We start from the raw sequence: 26,526 nt of genomic DNA on the forward strand, positions 1-26,526 counted from the left end.
GAAGAGCCGTGTCGGCAGTCCCTAAACTCGGCTTGTTTCAAGGAGGGAGCCTCAATCGTGCGCAAGGTGCTCATCGCCAACCGTGGCGAAATCGCAGTCCGTGTGGCCCGGGCCTGCCGGGATGCCGGTATCGCGAGCGTTGCCGTCTACGCGGAGCCGGACCGGGACGCTCTGCATGTCCGCGCCGCGGATGAGGCGTTCGCCCTGGGCGGTGACACTCCGGCGACCAGCTACCTCGACATCGGCAAGGTGCTGAACGCCGCGCGCGAGTCCGGCGCGGACGCCATCCACCCGGGGTACGGCTTCCTCTCCGAGAACGCCGACTTCGCCCAGGCGGTCCTGGACGCGGACCTGATCTGGATCGGCCCGCCCCCGCAGGCCATCCGCGACCTCGGCGACAAGGTGGCGGCCCGTCACATCGCCCAGCGCGCGGGCGCGCCCCTGGTCGCCGGTACGCCCGACCCGGTGTCCGGCGCCGAGGAGGTCGTCGCCTTCGCCAAGGAGCACGGGCTCCCGATCGCGATCAAGGCCGCCTTCGGCGGCGGCGGCCGCGGCCTGAAGGTCGCCCGCACCCTCGACGAGGTCCCCGAGCTGTACGACTCCGCCGTCCGTGAGGCCGTCGCCGCCTTCGGCCGGGGCGAGTGCTTCGTCGAGCGCTACCTCGACCAGCCGCGCCACGTCGAGACGCAGTGCCTCGCCGACACCCACGGCAACGTGGTGGTCGTCTCCACCCGTGACTGCTCCCTCCAGCGCCGCCACCAGAAGCTGGTCGAGGAGGCGCCCGCGCCGTTCCTGTCCGACGAGCAGATCGCCGAGCTGTACTCCTCCTCGAAGGCCATCCTGAAGGAGGCCGGCTACGTCGGCGCCGGCACGGTGGAGTTCCTCGTCGGCAACGACGGCACGATCTCGTTCCTGGAGGTCAACACCCGTCTCCAGGTCGAGCACCCGGTCACCGAGGAGGTCGCCGGCATCGACCTCGTCCGCGAGATGTTCCGCATCGCCGACGGCGAGGAGCTCGGCTACGGCGACCCGGTGCTGCGCGGTCATTCGTTCGAGTTCCGCATCAACGGCGAGGACCCGGGCCGCAACTTCCTGCCCGCCCCCGGCACGGTCACCGCGTTCGACCCGCCGACCGGTCCCGGTGTGCGGCTGGACGCGGGCGTGGAGTCCGGCTCGGTCATCGGCCCGGCCTGGGACTCGCTGCTGGCCAAGCTGATCGTCACCGGCCGCACCCGCAAGGAGGCCCTGGAGCGGGCCTCCCGCGCCCTGGAGGAGTTCCAGGTCGAGGGCATGGCCACGGCGATCCCGTTCCACCGCGCGGTGGTGCGGGACCCGGCGTTCGCTCCGGAGCTGACCGGCTCCACCGACCCGTTCACGGTCCACACCCGCTGGATCGAGACCGGCTTCGTCAACGAGATCAAGCCCTTCGCCTCGCCGGCCGACGCCGAGGCGGAGGAGGACGCGGGCGGCCGTGAGACGGTCGTCGTCGAGGTCGGCGGCAAGCGCCTGGAGGTCTCCCTCCCGGCCTCGCTCGGCATGTCCCTGGCCCGTACGGGCCTGGCGGCCGGCGCCAAGCCGAAGCGCCGCGCGGCGAAGAAGTCCGGCCCCGTCGCCTCCGGCGACACCCTCGCCTCCCCGATGCAGGGCACGATCGTCAAGGTCGCCGTCGAGGAGGGCCAGGAGGTCCAGGAGGGCGACCTGATCGTCGTCCTGGAGGCGATGAAGATGGAGCAGCCGCTGAACGCGCACCGCTCCGGCACCGTGAAGGGCCTGTCGGCCGAGGTCGGCGCGTCGATCACGTCCGGCGCGGCCATCTGCGAGATCAAGGACTGACCCCCCTCACCCGGCGTCCAGACGCCCGGCGGCCCGCACCTTCCGGACCGCCGGGCGCCTTGCTTTCCGGGACACGGGCCGGGGGCTCCGGCCGGAGGCTCACACGCCGGGGGCTCCGGCCGAGGGCTCACACACCGGGGGCTCCGGCCGGGGGCTCACACACCGGGGGCTCCGGCCGGGGGCTCACACACCGGGGGCTCCGGCTGGAGGCTCACACACCGGGGGCTCCGGCTGGAGGCTCACACCGGGGGCTCACACGCCGGGGGGATCCGCCGGGGGGCTCGCACTCCGGCGGAGACCCCGCGAACCGGCGCGGGCCCCGCGCCCGGCGGAAGCCCCACTCGGCGCAGGCCGCACTCGGGCCGGCACGTGCGGCGCACCGCACGGCCCTGTCGGCTGACGGAGGCGCCCGACGCCCCGAAGCCCCGGCGTCCGCTGACGGACGCATCCCGCACCTCGGCCCCGTCACCGGGCGACGTGCGGCACGGAGCGGCTTCGCGTCGGCACGGAGCGGCTTCGCGTCTGCCCCCGCGAGGGCGAACGGCTTCCGCAGGGCGAACGGCTTCCGCAAGGCAAGCGGCTTGCGCAGGGCGAACGGCCCGGAGGCCCGCAGCGGCGGCCTCCGCCCCTTCGCGCGGGTGGCGGCGGGCGCACGGGCCGGAGTGGCTTCGCGGGCGCCAGGAGGCGTGCCGGTGGGCGGTGTGCCGGTGGCCGCGGGGGTGCGTGGGCGGGCTGGCACTCGGCCGCCCGCGCCCCTCGGCTCCGTCGCCGTGGGCCCGTGGACGGTGCTCCGCCGTCCGCTGGACCCGTCGTGAGGCGGGGCGTGCCACGGCCGGCCAGCGCTCACGTCGGCCACGCGATCACGCGGCCACGTCGACCGGACCGACCCGATCAGCCGGTCCCGTCACAGCGGCGGCTCAGCCCGATCAGCCGGTCCCGTCACAGCGGCGACTCGGCCCGATCAGCCAGCCCCATCGCAACGGCGACTCGGCCCGATCAGCCAGCCCCACCGCAACGGCGACTCGGCCCGCTCGACCGGACCCTCACGGCGGCCCACGCCGGCCGGGGCCGTCGTCGTCTCACCGTCGGCGCAGGTCGGCCACCCTGGCCCGTTCCCCGCCGGGGGGCTGTTCGCCCAGGACCGTGGTGGCGCGGAGGCCCGGCGCGGCGCCGGGGACCTGGCCGCGGCGGGGCGCGGGCAGGGGGACGTCCCGGCGCTGCTGCTGGCGACGCGCCGGGACCGCGTCACCCCCCGGGTTTCCCGACGCCCCGGCCACCGAGATCTGCACTCCCTGGTCCGCCAGGGCCTGCAACTCGGTCTGGGCGCGGTCGTCGTGGGCGGGTGGCTCGTCCGTGACCAGGCGGGTGATGACGTCGGTGGGGACCGTCTGGAACATCGTGTCGGTGCCCAGCTTGGTGTGGTCGGCGAGGACGACGACCTCGGCGGCCGCCTGGACGAGGGCCCGGTCGACCGAGGCCGACAGCATGTTGGACGTGGAGAGCCCGCGCTCGGCGGTGAGGCCGCTGCCGGAGAGGAAGGCCCGGGAGACCCTGAGCCCCTGGAGGGACTGTTCGGCTCCGCTGCCGACGAGGGCGTAGTTGGACCCCCTGAGCGTGCCGCCGGTCATCACGACCTCCACCCGGTTGGCGTGGGCCAGCGCCTGGGCGACCAGGAGGGAGTTGGTGACCACGGTGAGTCCGGGCACCCGGGCGAGCCGGCGGGCCAGCTCCTGGGTGGTGGTCCCCGCCCCGACCACGATGGCCTCGCCCTCTTCGACGAAGTTGGCGGCGAGGTCGGCGATGGCGGTCTTCTCGGCGGTCGCGAGATGGGACTTCTGCGGAAAGCCGGACTCCCGCGTGAAACCGCCCGGCAGTACCGCACCGCCGTGCCGGCGGTCGAGGAGTCCTTCTGCCTCCAGTGCGCGCACGTCCCGCCGTACGGTCACTTCGGAGGTCTGGACGACGCGGGCGAGCTCACGGAGCGACACGGCTCCGTTCGCTCGCACCATTTCGAGGATCAATTGGCGACGTTCTGCAGCGAACACGAAACTGACAGTAACGCGGACGACCGTCTGCTTTCAGCTCTTTGCGCCGAATAATAGAAGTTGTTCGCACAGCAGGGTGGGAGGTGGTATAGGGGTTTAGTTCTGATGCCTATGCCAACCGCACGGTCCACAACTCCCCGTCACCGGCGGGGAATCGAATCCGGCCGCAGGTCACGGCCTAGACGTCCGCGCCCGTCTTCCTCGTGTGCAACTGCCGTGCCACCTCGGCGATCGAGCCCGAAAGGGACGGATACACGGTGAAGGCGTTCGCGATCTGTTCGACCGTCAGATTGTTGTCGACGGCGATCGAGATGGGGTGGATGAGTTCCGAGGCGCGCGGCGCGACGACGACGCCGCCGACGACGATCCCGGTGCCCGGCCGGCAGAAGATCTTGACGAATCCGTCGCGGATGCCCTGCATCTTGGCGCGCGGATTGCGCAGCAGCGGCAGCTTGACGACCTTCGCGTCGATCTTGCCCGAGTCGACGTCGGCCTGCGTGTAGCCGACGGTGGCGATCTCGGGGTCGGTGAAGACGTTGGAGGAGACGGTCTTGAGGTTCAGCGGGGCCACCGCGTCGCCGAGGAAGTGGTACATGGCGATGCGCCCCTGCATGGCGGCGACGGAGGCGAGCGCGAACACGCCGGTCACGTCACCGGCGGCGTAGACGCCCGGAGCCGTGGTGCGGGACACCTTGTCGGTCCAGATGTGCCCGGAGTCGCGGACCTTGACGCCCGCCTCCTCCAGCCCGAGGCCCTCGCTGTTGGGGATGGCGCCGACGGCCATCAGACAGTGCGAGCCGGTGATGACCCGCCCGTCGGCGAGGGTCACCTCGACGCCGTCCCCGACCCGCTTGGCGGACTGGGCGCGGGAGCGGGCCATGACGTTCATGCCGCGGCGCCGGAAGACGTCCTCGAGGACGGCGGCGGCGTCGGGGTCCTCGCCCGGCAGCACGCGGTCCCGGGAGGAGACGAGGGTGACCTTGGAGCCGAGCGCCTGGTACGCGCCGGCGAACTCGGCGCCCGTCACGCCCGAGCCGACCACGATGAGCTCCTCGGGCAGCTCACGGAGGTCGTAGACCTGGGTCCAGTTGAGGATGCGCTCGCCGTCGGGCTGGGCGTCGGGCAGCTCCCGGGGGTGACCGCCGGTGGCGATGAGCACGGCGTCCGCGACGAGGGTCTCCTCGCTGCCGTCGGCCGCCCGCACCACGACCTTGCGCGAACCGTCGAGGGCCTGCATGCCCTCCAGCCGGCCGCGGCCGCGCAGGACGCGGGCGCCCGCGCGCGTGACGGAGGCGGTGATGTCGTGCGACTGCGCGAGCGCGAGCCGCTTCACCCGCCGGTTGACCTTGTCGAGGTCCACGCCGACGACCCGGGCCGACTGCTCCAGCGGCGGGGTGTCGTCGGCGACGATGATCCCCAGCTCCTCGTAGGAGGAGTCGAAGGTGGTCATCACCTCGGCCGTGGCGATGAGAGTCTTCGACGGTACGCAGTCGGTCAGCACCGACGCCCCGCCCAGACCGTCGGAGTCGACGACGGTCACCTCCGCGCCGAGCTGAGCGGCCACCAGCGCCGCTTCGTAGCCGCCGGGTCCGCCACCGATGATCACGATCCGAGTCACGTACTCCATTGTCCCGCACGCCCCGGCGTCCTACGTCGCCGGGGGGCCGGGCGGCGGTACGGCCGGTGCCACGGGGGCGGTGGACGACGGGAGGGACGTGCGCGGGGCTGCCGTACCCTCGTCGCATGTCGCTCTACGCCGCGTACGCCGGCAACCTCGACGCGCGGCTGATGACCCGCCGCGCCCCGCACTCGCCGCTGCGCGCGACCGGCTGGCTGAACGGCTGGCGGCTGACCTTCGGCGGGGAGCAGATGGGCTGGGAGGGCGCCCTGGCGACGATCGTGGAGGACCCGACCGCCCAGGTCTTCGTCGCGCTGTACGACCTCGCCCCCATGGACGAGGAGCCGCTGGACCGGTGGGAGGGCGTGGGCCTCGGCATCTACCGCCGGCTCCGGGTCCGCGTCCACACCCTGGACGGCGAGGAGCGCGGCTGGACCTACGTCCTGAACGGCTACGAGGGCGGTCTGCCGTCCGCCCGCTACCTGGGCGAGGTCGCCGACGCCGCCGAGTCCGCGGGAGCACCACACGATTACGTGATGGAGCTGCGCAAGCGGCCGTGCTGACGAGCGCGTGAGGCCCTCGCCCCGAGAGGCCCTCACCTCGTACGCCCGCCCCCGGGAACGACACCGTAGGAAACGACACCGTAGGAAACGACAAGACAACGATCGCCGTCCCGCGGGCTCCGTCATCTACGCGCGTAGGCCCGGACCGGCTACGCTCATCCGCGTGAACGCATCTCTTCTCCCGGACGACATCCAGGGCGACCCCCACGGCGCCGCCGACGCGGCGGCCACGCGCCTGCGCGAACTCACCGGCGCCGAGACCCACGAGGTCGCCCTCGTGATGGGCTCCGGCTGGGCACCGGCCGTCGACGCCCTGGGCGCGCCCGAGGCCGAGTTCCACGTGACCGAGCTGCCCGGCTTCCCGCCGCCGGTGGTCGAGGGGCACGGCGGCAGGATCCGCTCGTACCGCATCGGTGAAAAGCGCGCGCTGGTCTTCCTGGGCCGGACGCACTACTACGAGGGCCGTGGCGTGGCCGCCGTCGCGCACGGCGTCCGCACGGCGGTCGCGGCCGGCAGCAAGACGATCGTGCTGACCAACGGCTGCGGCGGTCTGCGCGAGGGCATGCGTCCCGGACAGCCGGTCCTGATCAGCGACCACATCAACCTCACGGCGGCCTCCCCGATCGTCGGCGCGAACTTCGTCGACCTCACCGACCTGTACTCGCCGCGGCTGCGGGCGCTGTGCAAGGAGATCGACGCCACGCTGGAGGAGGGCGTCTACGCCCAGTTCCCCGGCCCGCACTACGAGACGCCGGCCGAGATCCGCATGGCGCGGGTCATCGGGGCGGACCTGGTAGGCATGTCGACCGTCCTGGAGGCGATCGCCGCGCGGGAGGCGGGCGCGGAGGTGCTGGGCATCTCCCTGGTGACGAACCTGGCGGCCGGGATGACGGGCGAGCCCCTCAACCACGAGGAGGTCCTCCAGGCCGGCCGCGACAGCGCGGCCCGGATGGGGTCCCTGCTGGCGCAGGTGCTGGACCGGCTGTAAGGGGCGGCGGGGGCGGGCGGACGCCCGGCACCCCACCGCACGCACACTCTGAGAGGTTGACCCACGTGCACGACGACGACCTGACCGCTCGCGCCCACGCCTGGCTCGCCGAGGACCCCGACCCGGACACCCGCGAGGAACTCGCCGCGCTCCTCGCCGCGGGCGACCGCGCCGAGCTCGCCGCCCGGTTCGGCGGCACCCTCCAGTTCGGCACCGCCGGTCTGCGCGGCGCGCTCGGCGCCGGCCCGACGCGCATGAACCGGGCCGTCGTCATCCGCGCCGCCGCGGGCCTCGCCGCGTACCTCGTGGCCAAGGGCCGGGGCGACGGCCTCGTCGTCATCGGCTACGACGCGCGCCACAAGTCCGCCGAGTTCGCCCGGGACACCGCGGCCGTGATGACGGGCGCGGGCCTGCGCGCGGCCGTCCTGCCCCGCCCGCTGCCCACCCCCGTCCTCGCCTTCGCCGTACGGCACCTGGGCGCGGTGGCCGGCGTCGAGGTCACCGCCAGCCACAACCCGCCCCAGGACAACGGCTACAAGGTGTACCTGGGCGACGGCTCGCAGATCGTCCCGCCCGCCGACGCGGAGATCGCGGCCGAGATCGCCGCCGTCCGCGCGCTGGCCGACGTCCCCCGCCCGGACTCCGGCTGGGAGACCCTCGACGACACCGTCCTCGACGCCTACCTGGCCCGCACGGACGCCGTCCTCGCCCCCGGCTCCCCCCGCACCGCGCGGACGGTGTACACGGCGATGCACGGTGTCGGCAAGGACGTCCTGCTCGCCGCCTTCGCGCGGGCCGGGTTCCCCGCGCCCGACCTCGTCGCCGAGCAGGCCGAGCCCGACCCGGACTTCCCGACGGTCGCCTTCCCCAACCCGGAGGAGCCCGGGGCGATGGACCTGGCCTTCGCGAAGGCCGCGGAGACCCGGCCCGACCTCGTCGTCGCCAACGACCCGGACGCCGACCGCTGCGCCGTGGCCGTCGAGGACGGCGGCGACTGGCGCATGCTCCGGGGCGACGAGGTGGGCGCCCTGCTCGCCGCGCACCTGGTGGAGCGGGGCGCCCGCGGCACCTTCGCCGAGTCGATCGTCTCCTCGTCCCTGCTGGGCCGGATCGCCGAGAAGGCCGGGCTGCCGTACGAGGAGACCCTCACCGGCTTCAAGTGGATCGCCCGCGTCGACGGCCTGCGCTACGGCTACGAGGAGGCCCTCGGCTACTGCGTGGACCCCGAGGGCGTGCGCGACAAGGACGGCATCACGGCCGCCCTGCTCGTCACCGAGCTGGCCTCCGTCCTGAAGGAGGGCGGCCGCACCCTGCTCGACCTCCTCGACGACCTCGCCGTCGAGCACGGTCTGCACGCCACCGACCAGCTCGCGGTGCGGGTGGAGGACCTGTCGGTGATCACGGACGCGATGCGGCGCCTGCGCGAGCGGCCGCCGTCCGCCCTGGCGGGGCTGCCCGTCACCCGCGTCGAGGACCTCACGCGGGGCACCGGCGGACTCCCTCCCACGGACGGCCTGCGCTACACGCTCGACGGCGCCCGGGTGATCGTCCGGCCCAGCGGCACCGAGCCGAAGCTGAAGTGCTACCTGGAGGTCGTCGTCCCGGTCACGGCGCACGCCGGCCTCCCCGCGGCCCGCGCCGAGGCGGACGAGCTGCTCGCGGCCGTCAAGCGGGACCTGTCGGCGGCGGCCGGCATCTGAGGCGCGCCCGCGGGGCGCCTCCGGCCGGTACCCCGGCACGGTGTGCGCCGCGGCGCCCCCGGTGCGCACCGTGACCCGCACGGGCCGCGGCCGTCGCCCCCTCCCCGCAGCGGGCGACGCCCGCACGTCCGGAAGAAGCCCCCGTCACGGCAGACGAACCCGCGTCCGGGACACCGACCCGCCCATTAGGGCGCTTCTGAGATCCGTCAGAAGCGCCCTAGGCGGGGCGCCCCCCGGACACGGCGCCGCCGGCCGGCCGAACGCCCGCACCGAGGCCCTTGCCTCAGCCCACCGCCAGCAGGATCGCCAGCACCACGGCCCCGGCGACGGCGGGCCCCACGATCTCCCAGGCCCAGCGCACGGTCACCTCGCCCTGGGCGCTCTCCGCCTTCTCCCCCGCCTCCAGCAGTTCCCGCAACTCGTACATGATCTGGTCGCTCTCGGCCCGCACCGGCCCCTCCGGCACACCCGCCCCGGCCGCGGAGCCGTGCGAGGGCAGCCCGCCCCCGAGCCCGCCGAGACCGCCGAGCCCGCCGGACCCCCGGCCGGCGCGGCCGCCCCGGCCCTCCCGCTCCGCCGCGGCCCGCGCCTCCCGCTGGACCGCCTTCTTCCGGGCCCGCAGCGAGACGGGGACCGCCCACAGCTGGAACTTCCGCCCGGAGCGGGTGACGACCTCGTTGGAGTACCCGGACCGCAGCGACACGGCCTCCCCCCAGGGCACCGCGATCACCCGCAACGGGTTGCGCACCCGCAGCCGGTCCGCGTCGGCGTACACGGCCGGGCGCAGCGTGAACGCGACGATCAGCGGCACCAGCAGGATGAGCGCCGCGAGCGCCAGCCACGGCGTGCGGCCCTCCCCCGCGACGATCGCGTCGACACCGAGCCAGCCGACGACCGCGAGCAGCAGCGCCCCGCCGACGATGCCCGCGGGCGACCGGTAGACACGGTCCCTGGACTCGGGGGCCGAGGGCCGCGGCGCTGGTGACTGGTCTTCCGGGCTCGTCATGGCCCCGATTCTGCCGCACGCCCGCGGCGCCGGGCCGACCCGCCCTCACCTCGCCGCCCACGGAGCCGTCCTCCGGGGTATACAGCCGCTACGCGCGTAGATATGCTCGTCTGGTGACCATGCCCACCAACGCACCCACCGCAGCTCACGCCCTCACGGACGTCACCGCGTCCGACAGCACGCTGCGCCGCTTCCTCCACGGGCTGCCCGGCGTCGACGGGGTCGGCCTGGAGGCGCGCGCCGCATCCCTCGGTACCCGTTCCATCAAGACGACCGCGAAGGCGTACGCCATCGACCTCGCCATCTCGATGGTCGACCTGACGACGCTGGAAGGCGCGGACACCCCGGGCAAGGTCCGGGCGCTCGGCGCGAAGGCCGTCCGCCCCGACCCGACCGACCGGACGACGCCCTCGACGGCCGCGGTCTGCGTCTACCCCGACATGGTCGCCACCGCCAAGGCGGCCGTCGCGGGCTCCGGCGTCAAGGTCGCCTCCGTGGCCACCGCCTTCCCGGCGGGCCGCGCGGCCCTCGACGTCAAGCTGGCCGACGTGCGGGACGCCGTCGCCGCCGGTGCCGACGAGATCGACATGGTCATCGACCGCGGCGCCTTCCTCGCGGGCCGCTACCTGAAGGTGTACGAGGAGATCGTCGCCGTACGGGAGGCCTGCGGCGGGTCCGCCCGGCTGAAGGTCATCTTCGAGACGGGCGAGCTGTCGACGTACGACAACATCCGCCGGGCGAGCTGGCTCGGCATGCTGGCCGGGGCGGACTTCATCAAGACGTCCACCGGCAAGGTCGCCGTCAACGCCACGCCCGCCAACACCCTGCTCATGCTGGAGGCCGTCCGCGACTTCCGCGCGCGGACCGGCGTCCAGGTCGGCGTGAAGCCCGCCGGCGGCATCCGCACCTCCAAGGACGCCGTCAAGTTCCTGGTCCTGGTCAACGAGACCGCGGGCGAGGACTGGCTGGACAACCACTGGTTCCGCTTCGGCGCCTCCTCCCTCCTGAACGACCTGCTGATGCAGCGTCAGAAGCTGGCCACCGGCCGCTACTCCGGCCCCGACTACGTGACGGTGGACTGATCACCATGGCATCGGCATCCGCATTCGAGTACGCCCCCGCACCCGAGTCCCGCTCGGTCGTCGACATCGCGCCCTCCTACGGGCTGTTCATCGACGGCGAGTTTGTGGACGCGGCCGACGGCAAGGTCTTCAAGACGGTCTCCCCGTCGACCGAGGAGGTTCTCTCCGAGGTCGCCCGGGCCGGTGCCGAGGACGTCGACCGCGCGGTGAAGGCCGCCCGCAAGGCCTTCGAGAAGTGGTCGGCGCTGCCCGGCTCCGAGCGCGCCAAGTACCTCTTCCGCATCGCCCGCCTCATCCAGGAGCGCAGCCGCGAACTGGCCGTCCTGGAGACGCTGGACAACGGCAAGCCCATCAAGGAGACCCGCGACGCCGACCTCCCCCTGGTCGCCGCGCACTTCTTCTACCACGCGGGCTGGGCCGACAAGCTCGGCCACGCCGGTTTCGGCCCGGCCCCCCGGCCCCTCGGCGTCGCCGGCCAGGTCATCCCCTGGAACTTCCCCCTCCTGATGCTGGCGTGGAAGATCGCCCCGGCGCTGGCGACGGGCAACACGGTCGTCCTCAAGCCGGCCGAGACCACTCCGCTGAGCGCCCTGTTCTTCGCGGACATCTGCCGCCGGGCGGGCCTGCCGAAGGGGGTCGTCAACATCCTCCCCGGCTACGGTGACACGGGCGCCGCGCTCGTCGCGCACCCGGACGTGAACAAGGTGGCCTTCACCGGCTCCACGGCCGTCGGCAAGGAGATCGCGCGCACGGTCGCGGGCACCCGCAAGAAGCTCACCCTCGAACTGGGCGGCAAGGGCGCCAACATCGTCTTCGACGACGCCCCGATCGACCAGGCCGTCGAGGGCGTCGTGAACGGCATCTTCTTCAACCAGGGCCAGGTCTGCTGCGCGGGCAGCCGCCTCCTGGTCCAGGAATCGATCCACGACGAGCTGCTGGAGTCGCTCAAGCGCAGGCTCTCCACGCTCCGCCTCGGCGACCCGCTGGACAAGAACACGGACATCGGCGCGATCAACTCCGCCGAGCAGCTCGCGCGCATCACCGCGCTCGCCGAGCAGGGTGAGGCGGAGGGCGCCGAGCGCTGGTCCCCGGCCTGCGAGCTCCCCTCCGCCGGCTACTGGTTCGCCCCGACGCTCTTCACGAACGTCACCCAGGCGCACACCGTCGCCCGCGACGAGATCTTCGGCCCGGTCCTGTCGGTCCTCACCTTCCGCACCCCGGACGAGGCCGTCGCCAAGGCCAACAACACGCCGTACGGCCTGTCGGCGGGCATCTGGACGGAGAAGGGCTCCCGCATCCTCGCGGTGGCGAACAGGCTCCGGGCCGGTGTCGTCTGGTCCAACACGTTCAACAAGTTCGACCCGACGTCGCCGTTCGGCGGTTATAAGGAGTCGGGTTCCGGCCGCGAGGGCGGCCGCCACGGTCTGGAGGCGTACCTCGATGTCTGACGTGACCCGTCTCTCCGTCCTCAAGACCTACAAGCTGTACGTCGGGGGCAAGTTCCCCCGTTCCGAGAGCGGCCGGGTGTACGAAGTGACCGACTCCAAGGGCAACTGGCTGGCCAACGCGCCGCAGTCGAGCCGCAAGGACGCCCGGGACGCGGTCGTGGCCGCCCGCAAGGCGTTCGGCGCCTGGTCCGGGGCGACGGCGTACAACCGTGGCCAGGTCCTCTACCGCGTCGCCGAGATGCTGGAGGGCCGCCGGGGCCAGTTCGTCCGCGAGGTGGCCGACGCCGAGGGCCTGTCGAAGTCGAGGGCGGCCACGGTCGTCGACGCGACCGTCGACCGCTGGGTCTGGTACGCGGGCTGGACCGACAAGATCGCCCAGGTGGTCGGCGGCGGCAACCCGGTCGCGGGCCCGTTCTTCAACCTGTCCTCGCCCGAGCCGACCGGCGTGGTGGCCGTCCTGGCCCCGCAGGAGTCGTCGTTCCTGGGCCTGGTCTCGGTGCTCGCCCCGGTGATCGCGACCGGCAACACGGCGGTCGTGGTGGCCTCCGAGAGGTCCCCGCTCCCCGCCCTCTCCCTGGCCGAGGTCCTGGCCACCTCCGACGTCCCCGGCGGTGTGGTCAACGTCCTCTCCGGCCGTACGGCGGAGATCGCGGCGCCCCTCGCCGCCCACCAGGACGTCAACGCGATCGACCTCGCGGGCGCCGACCAGGCGCTGGCGAAGGAGCTGGAGATCGCGGCCGCGGACAATCTGAAGCGGGTTCTCCGTCCACAGCCTGTGGACGACTGGTCCCTGACTCCCGGGATCGACCGCATGACGGCGTTCCTGGAGACGAAGACCGTCTGGCACCCGACGGGGTCGCTGGGCGCCTCGGGCTCGTCGTACTGACGTCCCACCACGACGAGCGGGCCGCGTCCCTCTCCGTCCGGAGGGACGCGGCCCGCTCCCCGCGCACGGCACACGGGTGCGCGCCGGTCAGCCGCCCAGCAGCCCCGTCGCCTGCCCCAGCACCGGCACCGCGCCGACCGACGACGCCTGCGCCACCGGCTCGGTCAGCGAGCGGGACGACACCGGCTGGAAGTCGGCGAGCTGGGTGCCGACGCCGTTGTCGAGCGGGTCGACACCCGTGCCCGCGAGCGGGTTGGGCTTGAGGTCCGACAGCGGACCGGTGACGTATCCGACGGTGCCGCCCAGGGCCTGCGCGCCGGCCTGCGGGTCGATCTTGCCGAGCGAGGTGGGACGCGTGCGCACCACGTCCACGACCGGTTCGGTCCCGGCCGCCGCGGCCACGCCCGTGCCCGCGCCCAGGGCCGCTCCCGCCGTGGCGAGGGCGACCAGGGCGCGCCGTCCGGTCGGGGTGCGGGAAGAGTCGTGTCGGGCCATCGCGATGCCCACTTTCTGCTGCGTCGGGTAATCAGGTCGACACGAAGGGTAGTTGAGGAGTGACCCGTGCATCAAAGCCGACCCGCGGGGTCGTTCACCGCCCGGCGGATGCCGCACACTGGTGTCCCGTGAGTTCCCCACCGCCCATGTCCACGCGAGTCGTGCTGCTCTGCGGCCCCTCAGGCTCCGGCAAGTCCCTTCTCGCCGCCCGCTCCGGCCTGCCCGTGCTGCGGCTCGACGACTTCTACAAGGAGGGCGACGACCCGACGCTGCCGCAGGTCGCGGGAAGTTCCGACATCGACTGGGACCACCCCGGCTCGTGGGACGCGGACACCGCGGTCGCCGCGATCACCGACCTGTGCCGCACGGGCCGTACGAACGTCCCGGTCTACGACATCGCGCTCAGCGCCCGCACCGGCGCGGAGACCGTCGAGATCGGGCGGACCCCGCTGTTCATCGCGGAGGGCATCTTCGCCGCGGAGATCGTCGCCCGCTGCCGGGACCTGGGCGTGCTGGCCGACGCGCTGTGCCTGAGCCGCGGTGCGGTGACGACGTTCCGCCGCCGTTTCCTGCGGGACCTGAAGGAGGGCCGCAAGTCGGTGCCGTTCCTCCTGCGCCGAGGCTGGCGCCTGATGCGCGCCGAACGCTCCATCGTGGCCCGCCAGACCGCCCTCGGCGCGTACGCCTGCGACCGCGACGAGGCGCTCGGCCGTCTGGCGGCCGCGGCGGCGGGCGACAGCGCCACGACGGCGCGTACGGCCGTCTGACGGCTGACGGCTGACGGGCGGGCTGCGGCAGGCCCGATGCGACGCGCGGGCCGTCGCGGGCCGTGCCGGGCGTGCTCCCACGCGCGGGCCCCGGCCGGCCGGCTGCCGGAAGACCGGTTCCGACGGACGGACGCGGAAGAGCGGGACTGGACGGACCCCCCGGCCCTCCAGCCCCGCTCGTTTCCCCCGTGTTCCCCCGTGTCCCCCGGGTGGTGCTTCCCCCGTGCTGTGCGCGGTACCGCTCCCCCGACGTCCCCCGTTGGGTCCCCCCGGTACCGCTCCCCCGTTTTTCCCCCGTGTTCCCCCGTTCACCGGCCTCCCGAGGGAGGCCGGCCCCCGTGCACCTCAGGCGACGAGCTCGCCGAAGGCGTCCTCCTCGTCACGGCCGAAGCTGAGGACCTCGTCCTCGCGCAGCCGGCGGAGCGACCGCCAGATGCTCGACTTCACCGTGCCGACACTGATGTCGAGGATCTCCGCGATCTCCGGGTCGGTGCGGCCCTCGTAGTAGCGCAGGACCAGCATCGTCCGCTGGAGTTCGGGCAGCCGGGCCAGCGCCTGCCACAGGACGGCGCGCAGCTCGGTGCCGCGCATCGCGTCCGTGTCGCCGGGCGTCTCCGGCAGCTCCTCGGTCGGGTACTCGTTCAGCTTGCGCCGGCGCCACGCGCTGATGTGCAGGTTGGTCATCGTGCGTCGCAGGTAGCCGCCGACGGCCGCCTTGTCACTGATCCGGTCCCACGCCCGGTAGGTCGAGAACAGCGCGCTCTGCAACAGGTCCTCGGCCTCGAAGCGGTCGCCGGTGAGGTGGTAGGCGGTGGCGTACAGGGAGGCGCGGCGCTCCTGGACGTAGGCGGTGAACTCCGCCTCCGACAGCGAGCGGCGCTCCCCCGTGTCCTCCCTGTACGCGGCTCCCCCGTGAGCCGCCTGTTCCCCCGCGTCGACCACCGTCATGAAGGCGGTGTGCTGACGCCCGGTGCCGCGAGCGCACCCCCGTCCGCTCATCACGGCACCGGACTTCTCGGACACCCGGTGCACGTCGTGCAGACGCGTGACGACCGCGACTGCGTTGGTGCTCTTACCGTGCAGCGTGTTCATCTCGCGCCCCCCGTCGTGGACTTCCGGTGTCCGTGCTCGTTCCGTTCGGCCCGTCCGCCGCGGCGGTGTGCTGTGTGCCGCCCGCTGCCGTGCCTGTGCCGAAAATCCTGCCGACGGCACTTCATCGCCGTGTCCGCCGACTGTCACAGACCTGTCACAGGGGTCCGTCACGGTGGCGCCACAGCCCGCGCACAGACACCGGCGCTACGGCGTTCCGGCGCGGGTTCCACCGGCGCTCCGGACCGGCCCCCGACCCCGTGTACGCCGCGCGCGCCGCGGGAACCACGCCCCTCTGGCATCCGAGCCCCTGCCCACAGGTCGAACGACGGCACCTCCATGGGCCAGAATGAGCCCGTGCCTTCCCTGTTGCTGATCGAGGACGACGACGCCATCCGTACGGCCCTGGAGCTCTCACTGACGCGCCAGGGACACCGCGTGGCGACCGCTGCGAGCGGTGAGGACGGTCTGAAGCTGCTGCGCGAACAGCGGCCGGATCTGATCGTGCTGGACGTGATGCTGCCCGGCATCGACGGATTCGAGGTGTGCCGGCGCATCCGGCGCACCGACCAGCTGCCGATCATCCTGCTCACCGCGCGCAGCGACGACATCGACGTGGTCGTCGGGCTGGAGTCCGGCGCCGACGACTACGTCGTCAAACCGGTGCAGGGCCGGGTGCTCGACGCCCGGATCCGCGCCGTGCTGCGGCGCGGGGAGCGCGAGTCGAACGACTCGGCGACCTTCGGCAGCCTCGTCATCGACCGCGCCGCGATGACGGTGACGAAGAACGGCGAGGACCTCCAGCTCACCCCGACCGAGCTGCGGCTGCTGCTCGAACTGAGCCGGCGCCCCGGTCAGGCGCTGTCCCGGCAGCAGCTGCTGCGCCTGGTGTGGGAGCACGACTACCTCGGCGACTCCCGGCTGGTGGACGCCTGCGTCCAGCGGCTGCGCGCCAAGGTCGAGGACGTACCGTCGTCCCCCACCCTGATCCGTACCGTGCGCGGGGTCGGCTACCGCCTGGACGCCCCTCAGTGACACAGCGGCAAGGGGGGATCCGCGGCTGGTCCGCGGCGCGCAAGGGACATCTGTCACGGCTGCGCCTGACCAGCCTGCGGCTGCGGCTCGTCGTGGTCTTCGGGCTGGTGGCGCTGACCGCGGCCGTGTCCGCGTCCGGCATCGCGTACTGGCTCAACCGCGAGGCCGTGCTGACCCGCACCCAGGGCGCGGTGCTGCGCGACTTCGAGCAGGAGATGCAGAACCGGGCCGGCTCGCTGGCGGAGTACCCCTCGCAGGACGAGTTGCAGTACACGGCCGGCCAGATGGCCACCAGCAGCCAGCGCTTCAGCGTGCTGCTGGTCGCCGAGGACGGCACCGGCACGACGGTCTACGGCAGTTCCGGGGGGCTGAACGGCTTCTCCCTGGAGGACGTGCCCGAGTCGCTGCGCAGGGCGGTGGACAAGCAGCAGGGGACGACCGCCGGCAACACGTCGCCGTACCACCTGTACTGGCAGCGGGTGGTCGACCACGGGACGCCGTACCTGGTGGCCGGCACGAAGGTGATCGGGGGCGGTCCGACCGGCTACATGCGCAAGTCGCTGGAGCCGGAGGCCAAGGACCTCAACTCGCTCGCCTGGTCCCTGGGCATCGCCACCGGTCTGGCGCTGATCGGCGCCGCGCTGCTCGCGCAGGCCGCCGCCACGACCGTGCTGAAGCCGGTGCACCGGCTGGGAGTGGCCGCCCGCCGGCTGGGCGAGGGCAAGCTGGACACCCGGCTGCGGGTCTCCGGGACGGACGAACTGGCCGATCTGTCCCGTACGTTCAACCTCGCCGCCGAGTCGCTCGAGAAACGGGTGGCGGACATGGCGGCCCGGGACGAGGCCTCCCGCCGCTTCGTCGCGGACATGAGCCACGAACTGCGCACCCCGCTCACCGCCATCACCGCCGTCACCGAGGTGCTGGAGGAGGAACTGGACGCGGAGTCCGGCGGTATCGACCCGATGATCGAGCCGGCCGTCCGCCTGGTGGTCTCCGAGACCCGGCGGCTGAACGACCTGGTCGAGAACCTGATGGAGGTCACCCGCTTCGACGCCGGCACGGCGCGCCTGGTCCTGGACGACGTCGACGTCGCCGACCAGATCACCGCCTGCATCGACGCGCGCGCCTGGCTGGACGCCGTCGAGCTGGACGCCGAGCGCGGCATCCACGCCCGCCTCGATCCGCGCCGCCTGGACGTGATCCTCGCCAACCTCATCGGCAACGCCCTCAAGCACGGCGGCTCGCCGGTGCGGGTGTCCGTGCGGGAGTCGGCCGACGAGGTCGTCATCGCCGTACGCGACCACGGCCCCGGCATCCCCGAGGAGGTGCTGCCGCACGTCTTCGACCGCTTCTACAAGGCGAGCGCCTCCCGCCCCCGTTCCGAGGGCAGCGGGCTGGGTCTCTCCATCGCCCTGGAGAACGCCCACATCCACGGCGGCGAGATCAGCGCCGCCAATTCCCCCGAGTCGGGCGCGGTCTTCACCCTCCGCCTGCCCCGGGACATCTCGGACCTGGCGGAACAGGGCGAGCCGAAGGACAAGGGGGACACCTGATGACCGCTCGCGCCATGTCCGTACGCCCCACGTCCGTACGCCGCCGTCTCGCCCTCCCCCTCCTCCCCGTCCTCGCCGCCCTGCTCACCGGCTGTGGCATCCGCGCGACCGAGGTGCCGACCGACTTCGGCCCGGCCCCCTCCCGGGTCCGCTGCTCCCTGTCCGGGCCCGAGGTGACCGCCCAGGCCTCCGGGGGCGTGCCCGTACGGGTGTTCCTGCTGTGCGGTTCGTCCCTGGTCGCCGTGGACCGCACGGTCCCGGTACCCGACGGCACGGCCGGCTCCGCGCGCCGCGTCCTGGTCGCCCAGGGCCTGCTGGACGAACTGGCGCGGTCCCCCTCGGCCGCGGAGAAGGAGGCCGGCTACACCACCGACGTGCGGGGCGGAACGGCGGTGAGCGGCCCGGCCGCCGAGGACCCGGACGACACCCTGCGCCTGAGCACCTCGCCGGCCGACCTGACCTCGTACGCCCTGGCCCAGATCGTCTGCACCTTCTCCGACTCGGCGGCGGCGGAGGGCGACGGCTCGGTGGTCCTGGGCGGTCCCACGGCCCCTCCCCGCCGCTACCAGTGCACGGACGAGGTCCGCTCCCGCCCGGGCACGGCGGAACCCCCGTCGACGGAGGTCACGGGGGGCTGACGGCCGACGTCATGGGCGGTCGGCGGGCCAGACTGGCTCGGCGGGCCGAGCGGGTCCGGGCATCCGGGCCGGACCGGCGAGGGCGTCCGGGCCGGACGGTGGGCCGGGCCGGTGGGCCGGGCCGGTGGGCAGGGCCGGTGGGCAGGGCCGGTGGGCAGGGCCGGTGGGCAGGGCCGGTTCGGGCCTTTCGGCCGGTTTCGGGGCCCCGCAGGGTCCCGTGCGGGCGGCGTTGTGGCGCGGGCCTCGGTGCGGCTGCCGCGGGGCCGGAACCGATCCCGCCGCCTCCCGCGTCTAGGGGGACGTGCAGCGTCAAGGCTCCATCGGCGGCAGCGCCGCGTTCCGCGTTCGCGCGACCGGGAGTGTTCTCCTGGTCGTCCACCTCGTGTTCGTCGCCTGGTGCACGCTGCGCCCCCTGGACGTTCCCTGGGTGATGCCTGCCAACCTGCGTCCGTTCGCCGGCATCCGCGCCGACCTGGAGCTGGGCTGGCCGCAGGCGGCCCGCCGGATCGGCGGGGGCCTCGCCCTCCTGGCGCCGCTGGGCGTCCTCCTGCCCCTGGTGCACGGCAGGCTCCACGTCTCGCCGCTCGCCTCCCTGGTCCGCACGGTCACGGCGGGCGCCCTGCTGTCGCTGGCCATCGAGCTCCTCCAGACCGGGGTGCCCGGCCAGGTGGTCGACGTGGACTCGCTCCTGCTCAACACCGTGGGCGTGGCTCTGGCGCACACCGCGGTGGTCCCCGCGGCCCGCGCCCGCCTGCGGCACCGGGCCGAGCGCCGTGCGGACCGGGCGGACCGCCAGGAGGAGCCGGCTCAGGGGCGGACCCCGACGATTCCCAGGGTCGGGATCGCCCCGTAGGGCGACGTTTCACCCGCTTCGTCTGCGTAGCGTGGACATCAGACGGGGCAGCCACCGGAGGCCGCCCCGGACCGACTCACCAAGGAGCCGCAGATGTCCCGCAGCCTCGCCCGCCCCACCCACGGCCGCATGATCGGCGGAGTGTGCGCCGCGCTGGCCCGGCGCTTCGGCACCTCCGCGACGACGATGCGCGTGATCTTCCTGCTGTCCTGTCTGCTGCCGGGCCCGCAGTTCCTGCTCTACATAGCGCTGTGGATCTTCCTGCCGTCCGAGGACAAGGCCCGCACGGCCTGGTAGGCACCGGGTACGGAACGAGCCGCGCACGGGAAAAGCCGTCGGGCGCACCCGGAGGACCCGGATGCGCCCGACGGCGCCGCGACGCGCAGGACTCAGCCCAGCGACTCAGCCCAGCGACTCAGCCCAGCGGGATCCCGTTCACCCCTACCCCGTTCGTGGGCAGGCCCTTGAGGACGGGCAGACCGCCGAGCAGATCGCGGGCCGGCGCGGTCGGCTGCTCGGTGAGCGCCTGCTGGGCGATCGGCTGCACGGCGGCCAGGCCGGCGCCGAGCGTCGGCTGGGCCTGCTGGACCGCGTCACCGGCTCCCGGCAGCGCCGTGGCGAGCTTCTCCGCCGGCAGCGACTGGGTGACTCCGCCCAGTGCCTGGGTGGCGTCCGGGGCGGCCGGGGCCGCGGTGGCGGCGCCCGCACCGGCGGCGGCGAAAGCGGCACCGAGCGCGGCGACGCCGAGGGTCTTGGCAGCAGACTGCTTCATGGTAAATGCGTCCTCGAATATCGGGGAACTGAGCGGTCCACGACCGTAAACACAAAAAGGCACCCACCGCAAACAACGAAATGCGGACAGACCGTGAAGGCCCGCCCGCATTACGGTCCGGAAATTACCGCCCCTCAGTTCTCCTCGGTCACGGAAGCCCTGGTGGAGGCAGTCTGCTGGAACAGCCATTCGGACTTGAGCTCGGCATAGCCGGGCTTGATCACGTCATTGATCATAGCCAGTCGTTCATCGAAAGGAATGAATGCTGACTTCATAGCATTGACCGAGAACCATGCGAGATCGTCGAGCGTGTAACCGAACGCGTCGACAAGGTGCTCGAATTCCCGGCTCATGCCGGTGCCGGACATCAGCCGGTTGTCGGTGTTGACCGTGGCCCGGAAGTGCAGTCGGCGCAGCAGCCCGATCGGGTGCTCGGCGTAGGAGGCGGCCGCCCCGGTCTGGAGGTTGGAGCTGGGGCACAGTTCCAGCGGGATGCGCTTGTCCCGGACGTACGAGGCGAGCCGTCCGAGCTTCACGGAGCCGTCCTCCGCGACCTCGATGTCGTCGATGATGCGGACGCCGTGCCCGAGGCGGTCGGCGCCGCACCACTGGAGCGCCTGCCAGATGGACGGCAGCCCGAAGGCCTCCCCGGCGTGGATGGTGAAGTGGTTGTTCTCCCGCTTCAGGTACTCGAAGGCGTCGAGGTGCCGGGTGGGCGGGTAGCCGGCCTCGGCGCCGGCGATGTCGAAGCCGACCACGCCCAGGTCCCGGTAGCGGTTGGCGAGCTCGGCGATCTCCAGGGCGCGGGCGGCGTGCCGCATGGCGGTGAGGAGCGCGCCCACCCGGATGCGGTGGCCGTTCGCCCGGGCGAGCCGTTCGCCCTGCCGGAAGCCCTCGTCGACGGCCTCGACGACGTCCTCGAGGCGCAGCCCGCCCTCCAGGTGCTGCTCGGGCGCGTAGCGGACCTCGGCGTAGACGACCCCGTCCTCGGCGAGGTCCTCGGCGCACTCGCGGGCGACCCGTACCAGGGACTCCCGGGTCTGCATGACGCCGACGGTGTGCGAGAAGGTCTCCAAGTACCGCTCCAGGGAACCGGAGTCGGCGGCCTCCCGGAACCAGAGGCCGAGCTTTCCGGGATCGGTCTCGGGGAGCCGTGCGTACCCGGTCTCCCGGGCGAGGTCGACGATCGTGCCGGGGCGCAGCCCGCCGTCGAGGTGGTCGTGCAGCAGAACCTTGGGCGCCCGGCGGATCTGGTCCGCGCTCGGGGTGACGCCCTGTCGAATGGTCTGGCTCGTCATTTCCGCACTCTAACTCCTACGCGCGTAGATCGCGCGCTGTACACCTGCGCCGATATGTAACGGTGACCACACGGACGGGTGGAGTACACCGGCGCTTCTGACACTGTTCTGTCATGGGACAGCAAGCGACGCCGGTGCGAACGGCCAGGCTGGGGAAGGGAATCGGCCCGGAGCCGGAGACGGTGAGCGGCGTGCTGCTGCTGCTCCCGGGCGGCGACGAGGTCTCCGACCGCAGACCCTCGCCCCTGTGGGGGAACGGCCCGGTGCGTGCCGTCGGGCGCAGACTCGCCCGCGCGGCCCGGCAGGACGGCCTGGCCGTCCACGTGGTGCGCTACCGCTACCGGGGCTGGAACGGCAGCGAGGCCCATCTCGCCACCGACGCGTCCTGGGCCGCCGACGAGGCCGTACGGCGCTACGGGGACGTCCCCGTGTGCCTCGCCGGTGTCGGCATGGGCGGGCGGGCAGCGCTGCGCGCGGGCGGCCACGAGGCCGTCAACTCGGTGCTCGCGATCGCCCCTTGGCTGCCGGAGGAGGACGTCGCGGCGCCACCCGAACCGGTGAAGCACCTGGTGGGGCGGCAGGTGCTGATCGTGCACGGCACGAACGACCAGCGGACCGATCCCGAGCTGTCCTTCCGGCTCGCGGCGCGGATGAAGAAGGTGAACCGGGAGGTGTGCCGGTTCGAGGTGCACTCCGACGGGCACGGGCTGCACCAGTACCGGCAGGAAGTCCTGGCCCTGGCGGAGGACTTCGTTCGGGGCGTGCTGTTCGGGCACGGCTTCTCGCGTCCGGTGCGGGACGCCCTGGCGGCGCCTCCGCCGCTGGGGTTGAGGATGCCGTTGGCCGCGGGCTTCGGCAGTTCGCTGCGACGGTAGCCACGGGAGCGAGGGGAGCGACGGGAGAGCACGGCCGGGGGCCGGGACGGGCGGGGGCCCGCGGGGCCTACGGGAGCAGGCTCCCCCGCCGCGACAGCAGGAACCTCTTGAAGGCCGCCACGGGGGGTGTGTCCGGGTGGCCGTCCAGCCAGGCCACGCCGATCTCCCGTACCGCCCTCGGTGCCGTGACCGTCAGTTCCACCACGCCGGGCCGGGGTACGGCGGGCGGGGGCAGGAGGGCGACACCGAGGCCGGCCGCCACCAGGCCGCGGAGGGTCTCCGCCTCCTCCCCCTCGAAGGCGACCCGGGGGCGGAACCCGGCCTCCTGGCAGAGGTCGTCGGTGATGCGGCGCAGGCCGTAGCCGGGTTCCAGGGTCACGAAGGTCTCGTCGGCGGCCTCGGCGAGCCGGACGCGCTTGCGGGCGGCGAGACGGTGGTCGGCGGGGACGACCAGGCGCAGTTTCTGCTCGTCGAGGCGGCGGGCGACGAGGTCGGGGGCGTCCGGGACCGGTGAGGTCAGGCACAGGTCGAGCTCGCCGGCCCGCAGCCGCTCCAGCATGGCCTCGCCGTAGTTCTGGACGAGGCTGAAGCGGACGCGGGGGTGGTCGGCGCGGAAGGCGTGGATCAGGCCGGGTACCGTCTCGGCGCCCATGGTGTGCAGGAAGCCGAAGGCGACCTTGCCGGTGGCGGCGTCGGCGTCGGCGCGCACCGCGTCGGCGGCGCGCTCGATCTCGGCGAGGGCGCGCTCGACGGAGGTGAGGAAGGTGCGTCCGGCGGGGGTGAGGGAGACGGTCCGGCCGTGGCGGGCGAACAGGTCGACGCCCAGGTCCTGTTCGAGGCGGACCATGGCCCGGGAGAGCGTCGACTGCGGGACCTGCATCTCCTGAGCGGCCCGCGTGACGTGCTCGGTGCGGGCGACGCCCGCGAAGTACGCGAGCCGTGGCGCGAGCAGCGTGACGATGTCTTCTGTGTCACTGGACGGTGACAGGCGCGCCTGTGACCTCTGCTGATGCTCCATGGGAACGATTATGGCGATTCCATGCATTGGACGGATCAGTGGGGTCGTCCTAGGTTCGAGGTATGTCTCCCGCCAGTACCGGGGCGTCCACCGTCGTGGGCGCCGTTCCGTCCGTCCCCTCCGCCGTCTCCCCCGCCGTCCCCTCCTCCGACTCCCGTATGGCCCCCGGCGGCCCCGGCTACCGCCGGATGAGCTTCGCCCTCTTCCTGGCCGGCGTGGCGACCTTCGCCCTCCTGTACTCCACGCAGGCGCTGCTGCCGCTGATCTCCGGCGAGTTCGGCGTCGCGGCGAGCGAGGCGAGCTGGACGGTGGCGGCGGCCACCGGCGGGCTGGCCCTGTTCGTGCTGCCGATGAGCGCCCTGTCGGAGCGCTACGGCCGCCGTACGGTGATGACGGCCTCGCTGGCGGTCGCGGTGACCGTCGGGCTGCTGGTCCCCTTCGCCCCGTCGCTGGGCGCGCTGGTCGTCCTGCGCGGTCTTCAGGGCGCCGCCCTGGCCGGTCTGCCGGCCTCGGCGACCGCCTACCTGGCGGAGGAGGTGCGGCCCAAGGCGCTGATCACGGCGATCGGCCTGTTCGTGGCGGGCAACAGCGTCGGCGGAATGAGCGGCCGGGTCATCACCGGCTGGGTCGCGCAGGAGTGGGGCTGGCGGGTGGCCGTCGGCGTGATCGGCGCGGTCGCGGTGGGCTGCGCGGTGGCGTTCCGGCTGCTGCTGCCGGCGCCGCGGCACTTCGTGGCGGGCTCGCTGCGCCCCCGCGTCCTGGCCCGCACGGTCCGCGACCACCTCACCGACCCGCTGCTGCGCCGCCTGTACGCGATCGGCGCGCTGTTCATGACGGTGTTCGGCGGGGTGTACACGGTGATCGGCTACCGCCTGACGGAGGCGCCGTTCTCGCTCCCGCAGGGCATCGTCGGCTCCATCTTCCTGGTGTACCTGGTGGGCACGGTGTCGGCGTCGGCGGCGGGCCGGCTGGTCGGCCGGCTGGGCCGGCGCGGGGCGCTGTACCTGGCCGGCGGCACGACGGCGGCGGGCCTCCTGCTCTCCCTGGCGGACTCGCTGGCCCTGGTCCTGCTGGGCCTGGTCCTGATCACGTCGGGCTTCTTCGCGGGCCACGCGGTGGCGTCCTCGGCGGTCAGCAAGACGGCGACCACCGGCCGGGCGCAGGCCTCCGCCCTCTACCAGTCCGCGTACTACATCGGCTCCAGCGCGGGCAGCACCGTCGGCGCGACGGCCTTCCACGCGGGCGGCTGGTCCGGCACGGTCGGCGTGGGCGTCCTGGCGGTGCTCGGCGTCGTGACGATCACGGCGTTCGGCACGCGGGCGGCGCGGGTCGCGGCCCGTCGGGAGCCGGTGGCCGCGCACTGACCTTCCCCTCCCCCTCCCCGCCTCCTCTCCGCCCCCTCCCCGCCTCTCGCCTCCCCCTCCCCTTCCCCCTCCGTCCCCCCGCTCCGGACCGTCCGTCCGTGGTCGCCGCCGGCTCCGGCGGACCACGACCGGTCCGGGCGGGGGGCCCGTCGGGTACCGGGCCGGATGCGGCCGGTCCGGCACCCGGCGAACCCCCTTCACCTGGGCTTTCGTCGACTCGGGGGGCCGTTGTCAGTGGTCTCCGGTAGCTTCCGGAGTACTGGGCGCACAGGCGCGTGACAGACGGCCACAGGGGCGGGTGGACGACGATGACGGACGGTACGGCGACGGTGGACGACCTCGACGCCAGGCTGGAGGCGCACCGGGTCGAGCTGACGGGCTACTGCTACCGGATGCTGGGCTCGTCCTTCGAGGCCGAGGACGCGGTGCAGGACACCCTGGTGCGGGCCTGGCGCAGCTACGGCACCTTCGAGGGCCGTTCCAGCCTGCGCTCGTGGCTCTACCGCATCGCGACCAACGTGTGCCTGGACATGCTGACGGCGGGCAACAAGCGGGCCCGGCCGATGGACCTCACGGAGTCCACCCCGCTCTCCCGGGCGGCCCTCTCCCCCCGCCCGGACACCACCTGGCTGGAGCCGATGCCGGACGCGCGCGTGCTGCCCGCGGTCGAGGACCCGGCGGAGGCGGCCGTGGCCAAGGAGTCGGTGCGGCTCGCGTTCATGGCCGCGTTGCAGCGGCTGCCGCCCAAGCAGCGGGCGGTGCTGATCCTGCGCGAGGTCCTGGCGTGGCGGGCGAGCGAGGTCGCCGAGCTGCTCGGCACGACGGTCGCCTCGGTCAACAGCGCGTTGCAGCGGGCCCGCGCGACCCTCGCCGAACAGCGGGACAGGGCGGCGGACGCGGCCGTTTCGGACCCGCTGGACGAGGAGCAGCGGAAGCTGCTGGAGCGCTATGTGGCCGCCTTCGAGGGGTACGACATGACGGCGCTGACGCAGCTGCTCCACGAGGACGCGGTGATGACGATGCCGCCGTTCGACCTGTGGCTGACGGGCCACGCGGACATCACCGGCTTCATGACGACGATCGGCTCCGCCTGCACGGGCTCCCGGCTGCTGCCGGTCCAGGTCAACGGCCTGCCGGGCTTCGCCCAGTACAAGCCGGACCCCGAGGCCGGCGGGTACACCCCGTGGGCGATCCAGGTGCTGGAGATCTCAGACGGCGGCCTCACCGGTTTCCACTTCTTCCTCGACACCCGGCGCTGGTTCCCCCTCTTCGGCCTGCCCCTCCACCTCGAAGGGGAGTCCGACGAGGTCGAGCAGGGCGCGTAGCGCCGGGTCGGGGGCGCGCAGCCGGAGGTGCCCCCCGGCCCGCCGGGCCGTGAGCCGGAGCCGGGCCAGCGCGTCGACGGCCGGGAGGCCCGGTGGCCCGAGCCCGGCGACGTCGCACACCACGACCGCCGCCCCGGTCCCGTCCAGCAGCGCCCTCAGGTCGTCGCAGAGGCCCGCCACCCGGGTCCGGGTGAAGGGTCCGCACAGGCCGATCACCGGCGGTCTCGTCGCGTCCACGAGCGGTAGACCGGGCGGAACGGCGCGACTCATCGCCT

At 73.3% G+C, this 26,526-nt stretch carries 25 protein-coding genes; 16 read left to right on the plus strand and 9 right to left on the minus strand.

Annotated elements, in window-relative coordinates; genetic code table 11:
- Positions 1 to 57: 57 nt before the first annotated feature.
- Positions 58 to 1,833, plus strand: coding sequence for an acetyl/propionyl/methylcrotonyl-CoA carboxylase subunit alpha (locus tag ACZ3KJ_RS09450; RefSeq protein WP_467525972.1), 1,776 nt, complete (start codon positions 58 to 60; stop codon positions 1,831 to 1,833).
- A gap of 1,079 nt (positions 1,834 to 2,912) precedes the next feature.
- Here the strand turns inward: ACZ3KJ_RS09450 and ACZ3KJ_RS09455 are convergent.
- Both ACZ3KJ_RS09455 and ACZ3KJ_RS09460 read right to left on the minus strand, forming a co-directional pair.
- Positions 2,913 to 3,878 (minus strand): DeoR/GlpR family DNA-binding transcription regulator, encoded by a 966-nt coding sequence (locus ACZ3KJ_RS09455; protein ID WP_467525974.1) that lies wholly within the window; start codon positions 3,876 to 3,878, stop codon positions 2,913 to 2,915.
- Between the two features lie 178 nt (positions 3,879 to 4,056).
- Positions 4,057 to 5,505 carry an NAD(P)H-quinone dehydrogenase gene (locus ACZ3KJ_RS09460; protein ID WP_467525976.1) on the minus strand — a complete coding sequence of 483 codons (1,449 nt, stop codon included), beginning with the start codon at positions 5,503 to 5,505 and terminating at the stop codon, positions 4,057 to 4,059.
- 116 nt (positions 5,506 to 5,621) lie between these two features.
- Between ACZ3KJ_RS09460 and ACZ3KJ_RS09465 the strand changes: the two genes are divergently transcribed.
- From ACZ3KJ_RS09465 to ACZ3KJ_RS09475, 3 genes are all read left to right on the plus strand, one after another.
- Positions 5,622 to 6,059, plus strand: coding sequence for a gamma-glutamylcyclotransferase family protein (locus ACZ3KJ_RS09465; protein ID WP_401696387.1), 438 nt, complete (start codon positions 5,622 to 5,624; stop codon positions 6,057 to 6,059).
- Positions 6,060 to 6,222: 163 nt separating this feature from the next.
- Complete coding sequence (locus ACZ3KJ_RS09470) at positions 6,223 to 7,047, plus strand: purine-nucleoside phosphorylase (RefSeq protein WP_389513628.1); 825 nt, start codon at positions 6,223 to 6,225, stop codon at positions 7,045 to 7,047.
- 65 nt (positions 7,048 to 7,112) lie between these two features.
- Complete coding sequence (locus ACZ3KJ_RS09475) at positions 7,113 to 8,747, plus strand: phospho-sugar mutase (protein WP_467526347.1); 1,635 nt, start codon at positions 7,113 to 7,115, stop codon at positions 8,745 to 8,747.
- A gap of 283 nt (positions 8,748 to 9,030) precedes the next feature.
- Here the strand turns inward: ACZ3KJ_RS09475 and ACZ3KJ_RS09480 are convergent, their stop codons facing one another.
- A complete protein-coding gene (locus tag ACZ3KJ_RS09480) occupies positions 9,031 to 9,753 on the minus strand; it encodes a PH domain-containing protein (RefSeq protein ID WP_467525978.1) in 723 nt (240 codons plus the stop codon).
- A gap of 119 nt (positions 9,754 to 9,872) precedes the next feature.
- Between ACZ3KJ_RS09480 and deoC the strand changes: the two genes are divergently transcribed.
- The 3 genes from deoC to ACZ3KJ_RS09495 are packed head-to-tail and all read left to right on the plus strand — an operon-like array spanning position 9,873 to position 13,169.
- Entirely contained in the window at positions 9,873 to 10,835 is a 963-nt protein-coding gene (gene deoC, locus ACZ3KJ_RS09485; protein WP_467526348.1) for a deoxyribose-phosphate aldolase, read from the plus strand.
- Between the two features lie 5 nt (positions 10,836 to 10,840).
- The gene (locus ACZ3KJ_RS09490) at positions 10,841 to 12,283 is read left to right on the plus strand and encodes an aldehyde dehydrogenase family protein (protein ID WP_467525980.1); all 1,443 of its coding nucleotides are present in this window, start codon (positions 10,841 to 10,843) and stop codon (positions 12,281 to 12,283) included.
- Positions 12,276 to 13,169 carry an aldehyde dehydrogenase family protein gene (locus ACZ3KJ_RS09495; protein ID WP_467525982.1) on the plus strand — a complete coding sequence of 298 codons (894 nt, stop codon included), beginning with the start codon at positions 12,276 to 12,278 and terminating at the stop codon, positions 13,167 to 13,169. The genes ACZ3KJ_RS09490 and ACZ3KJ_RS09495 overlap by 8 nt, the downstream gene beginning before the upstream one ends.
- An 87-nt stretch (positions 13,170 to 13,256) precedes the next feature.
- On the opposite strand, the gene ACZ3KJ_RS09500 is transcribed toward ACZ3KJ_RS09495, so the two are convergent.
- Complete coding sequence (locus ACZ3KJ_RS09500) at positions 13,257 to 13,664, minus strand: hypothetical protein (RefSeq protein WP_467525984.1); 408 nt, start codon at positions 13,662 to 13,664, stop codon at positions 13,257 to 13,259.
- A 59-nt stretch (positions 13,665 to 13,723) separates the two neighbouring features.
- Here ACZ3KJ_RS09500 and ACZ3KJ_RS09505 point away from each other — a divergent pair, with 59 nt between their 5' ends.
- Positions 13,724 to 14,431, plus strand: a complete 708-nt coding sequence (locus ACZ3KJ_RS09505) for a uridine kinase family protein (protein ID WP_467525986.1) — start codon at positions 13,724 to 13,726, stop codon at positions 14,429 to 14,431.
- Between the two features lie 345 nt (positions 14,432 to 14,776).
- On the opposite strand, the gene ACZ3KJ_RS09510 is transcribed toward ACZ3KJ_RS09505, so the two are convergent.
- Complete coding sequence (locus tag ACZ3KJ_RS09510; RefSeq protein WP_467525987.1) at positions 14,777 to 15,523, minus strand: SigE family RNA polymerase sigma factor; 747 nt, start codon at positions 15,521 to 15,523, stop codon at positions 14,777 to 14,779.
- A gap of 354 nt (positions 15,524 to 15,877) precedes the next feature.
- Here ACZ3KJ_RS09510 and afsQ1 point away from each other — a divergent pair, with 354 nt between their 5' ends.
- The 5 genes from afsQ1 to ACZ3KJ_RS09535 all read left to right on the plus strand — a co-directional run bounded on the left by afsQ1 (position 15,878) and on the right by ACZ3KJ_RS09535 (position 19,896).
- Positions 15,878 to 16,555 (plus strand): two-component system response regulator AfsQ1, encoded by a 678-nt coding sequence (afsQ1, locus tag ACZ3KJ_RS09515; RefSeq protein WP_189933766.1) that lies wholly within the window; start codon positions 15,878 to 15,880, stop codon positions 16,553 to 16,555.
- On the plus strand, positions 16,552 to 18,108 hold the full coding sequence (locus tag ACZ3KJ_RS09520; protein ID WP_467525990.1) for an ATP-binding protein: 1,557 nt from the start codon (positions 16,552 to 16,554) through the stop codon (positions 18,106 to 18,108). The genes afsQ1 and ACZ3KJ_RS09520 overlap by 4 nt, the downstream gene beginning before the upstream one ends.
- Before the next feature lie 14 nt (positions 18,109 to 18,122).
- Complete coding sequence (locus ACZ3KJ_RS09525; RefSeq protein ID WP_467526349.1) at positions 18,123 to 18,746, plus strand: hypothetical protein; 624 nt, start codon at positions 18,123 to 18,125, stop codon at positions 18,744 to 18,746.
- 301 nt (positions 18,747 to 19,047) lie between these two features.
- The gene (locus ACZ3KJ_RS09530; protein WP_467525991.1) at positions 19,048 to 19,599 is read left to right on the plus strand and encodes a VanZ family protein; all 552 of its coding nucleotides are present in this window, start codon (positions 19,048 to 19,050) and stop codon (positions 19,597 to 19,599) included.
- A gap of 93 nt (positions 19,600 to 19,692) precedes the next feature.
- Positions 19,693 to 19,896, plus strand: a complete 204-nt coding sequence (locus ACZ3KJ_RS09535; protein ID WP_467525993.1) for a PspC domain-containing protein — start codon at positions 19,693 to 19,695, stop codon at positions 19,894 to 19,896.
- 118 nt (positions 19,897 to 20,014) lie between these two features.
- On the opposite strand, the gene ACZ3KJ_RS09540 is transcribed toward ACZ3KJ_RS09535, so the two are convergent.
- Positions 20,015 to 20,371 (minus strand): ATP-binding protein, encoded by a 357-nt coding sequence (locus ACZ3KJ_RS09540; RefSeq protein ID WP_467525995.1) that lies wholly within the window; start codon positions 20,369 to 20,371, stop codon positions 20,015 to 20,017.
- A 134-nt stretch (positions 20,372 to 20,505) separates the two neighbouring features.
- Entirely contained in the window at positions 20,506 to 21,669 is a 1,164-nt protein-coding gene (locus ACZ3KJ_RS09545; RefSeq protein WP_467525997.1) for an adenosine deaminase, read from the minus strand.
- Between the two features lie 113 nt (positions 21,670 to 21,782).
- On the opposite strand from ACZ3KJ_RS09545, the gene ACZ3KJ_RS09550 reads away from it, so the two are divergent.
- A complete protein-coding gene (locus tag ACZ3KJ_RS09550) occupies positions 21,783 to 22,544 on the plus strand; it encodes an alpha/beta hydrolase (protein ID WP_467525999.1) in 762 nt (253 codons plus the stop codon).
- 67 nt (positions 22,545 to 22,611) lie between these two features.
- Here ACZ3KJ_RS09550 and ACZ3KJ_RS09555 read toward each other — a convergent pair whose 3' ends face one another.
- Positions 22,612 to 23,562: a LysR family transcriptional regulator gene (locus tag ACZ3KJ_RS09555; RefSeq protein WP_389513595.1), complete on the minus strand. Its 951-nt coding sequence runs from the start codon at positions 23,560 to 23,562 to the stop codon at positions 22,612 to 22,614.
- A 62-nt stretch (positions 23,563 to 23,624) separates the two neighbouring features.
- On the opposite strand from ACZ3KJ_RS09555, the gene ACZ3KJ_RS09560 reads away from it, so the two are divergent.
- Positions 23,625 to 24,926 carry an MFS transporter gene (locus tag ACZ3KJ_RS09560; protein WP_467526002.1) on the plus strand — a complete coding sequence of 434 codons (1,302 nt, stop codon included), beginning with the start codon at positions 23,625 to 23,627 and terminating at the stop codon, positions 24,924 to 24,926.
- Between the two features lie 308 nt (positions 24,927 to 25,234).
- Positions 25,235 to 26,251: a sigma-70 family RNA polymerase sigma factor gene (locus ACZ3KJ_RS09565; RefSeq protein ID WP_467526003.1), complete on the plus strand. Its 1,017-nt coding sequence runs from the start codon at positions 25,235 to 25,237 to the stop codon at positions 26,249 to 26,251.
- On the opposite strand, the gene ACZ3KJ_RS09570 is transcribed toward ACZ3KJ_RS09565, so the two are convergent.
- The gene (locus ACZ3KJ_RS09570) at positions 26,135 to 26,521 is read right to left on the minus strand and encodes an STAS domain-containing protein (RefSeq protein ID WP_467526004.1); all 387 of its coding nucleotides are present in this window, start codon (positions 26,519 to 26,521) and stop codon (positions 26,135 to 26,137) included. The two genes, ACZ3KJ_RS09565 and ACZ3KJ_RS09570, sit on opposite strands and share 117 nt — an antisense overlap.
- Positions 26,522 to 26,526: the final 5 nt, after the last annotated feature.

This window comes from Streptomyces sp. NPDC003248 (assembly GCF_055563235.1).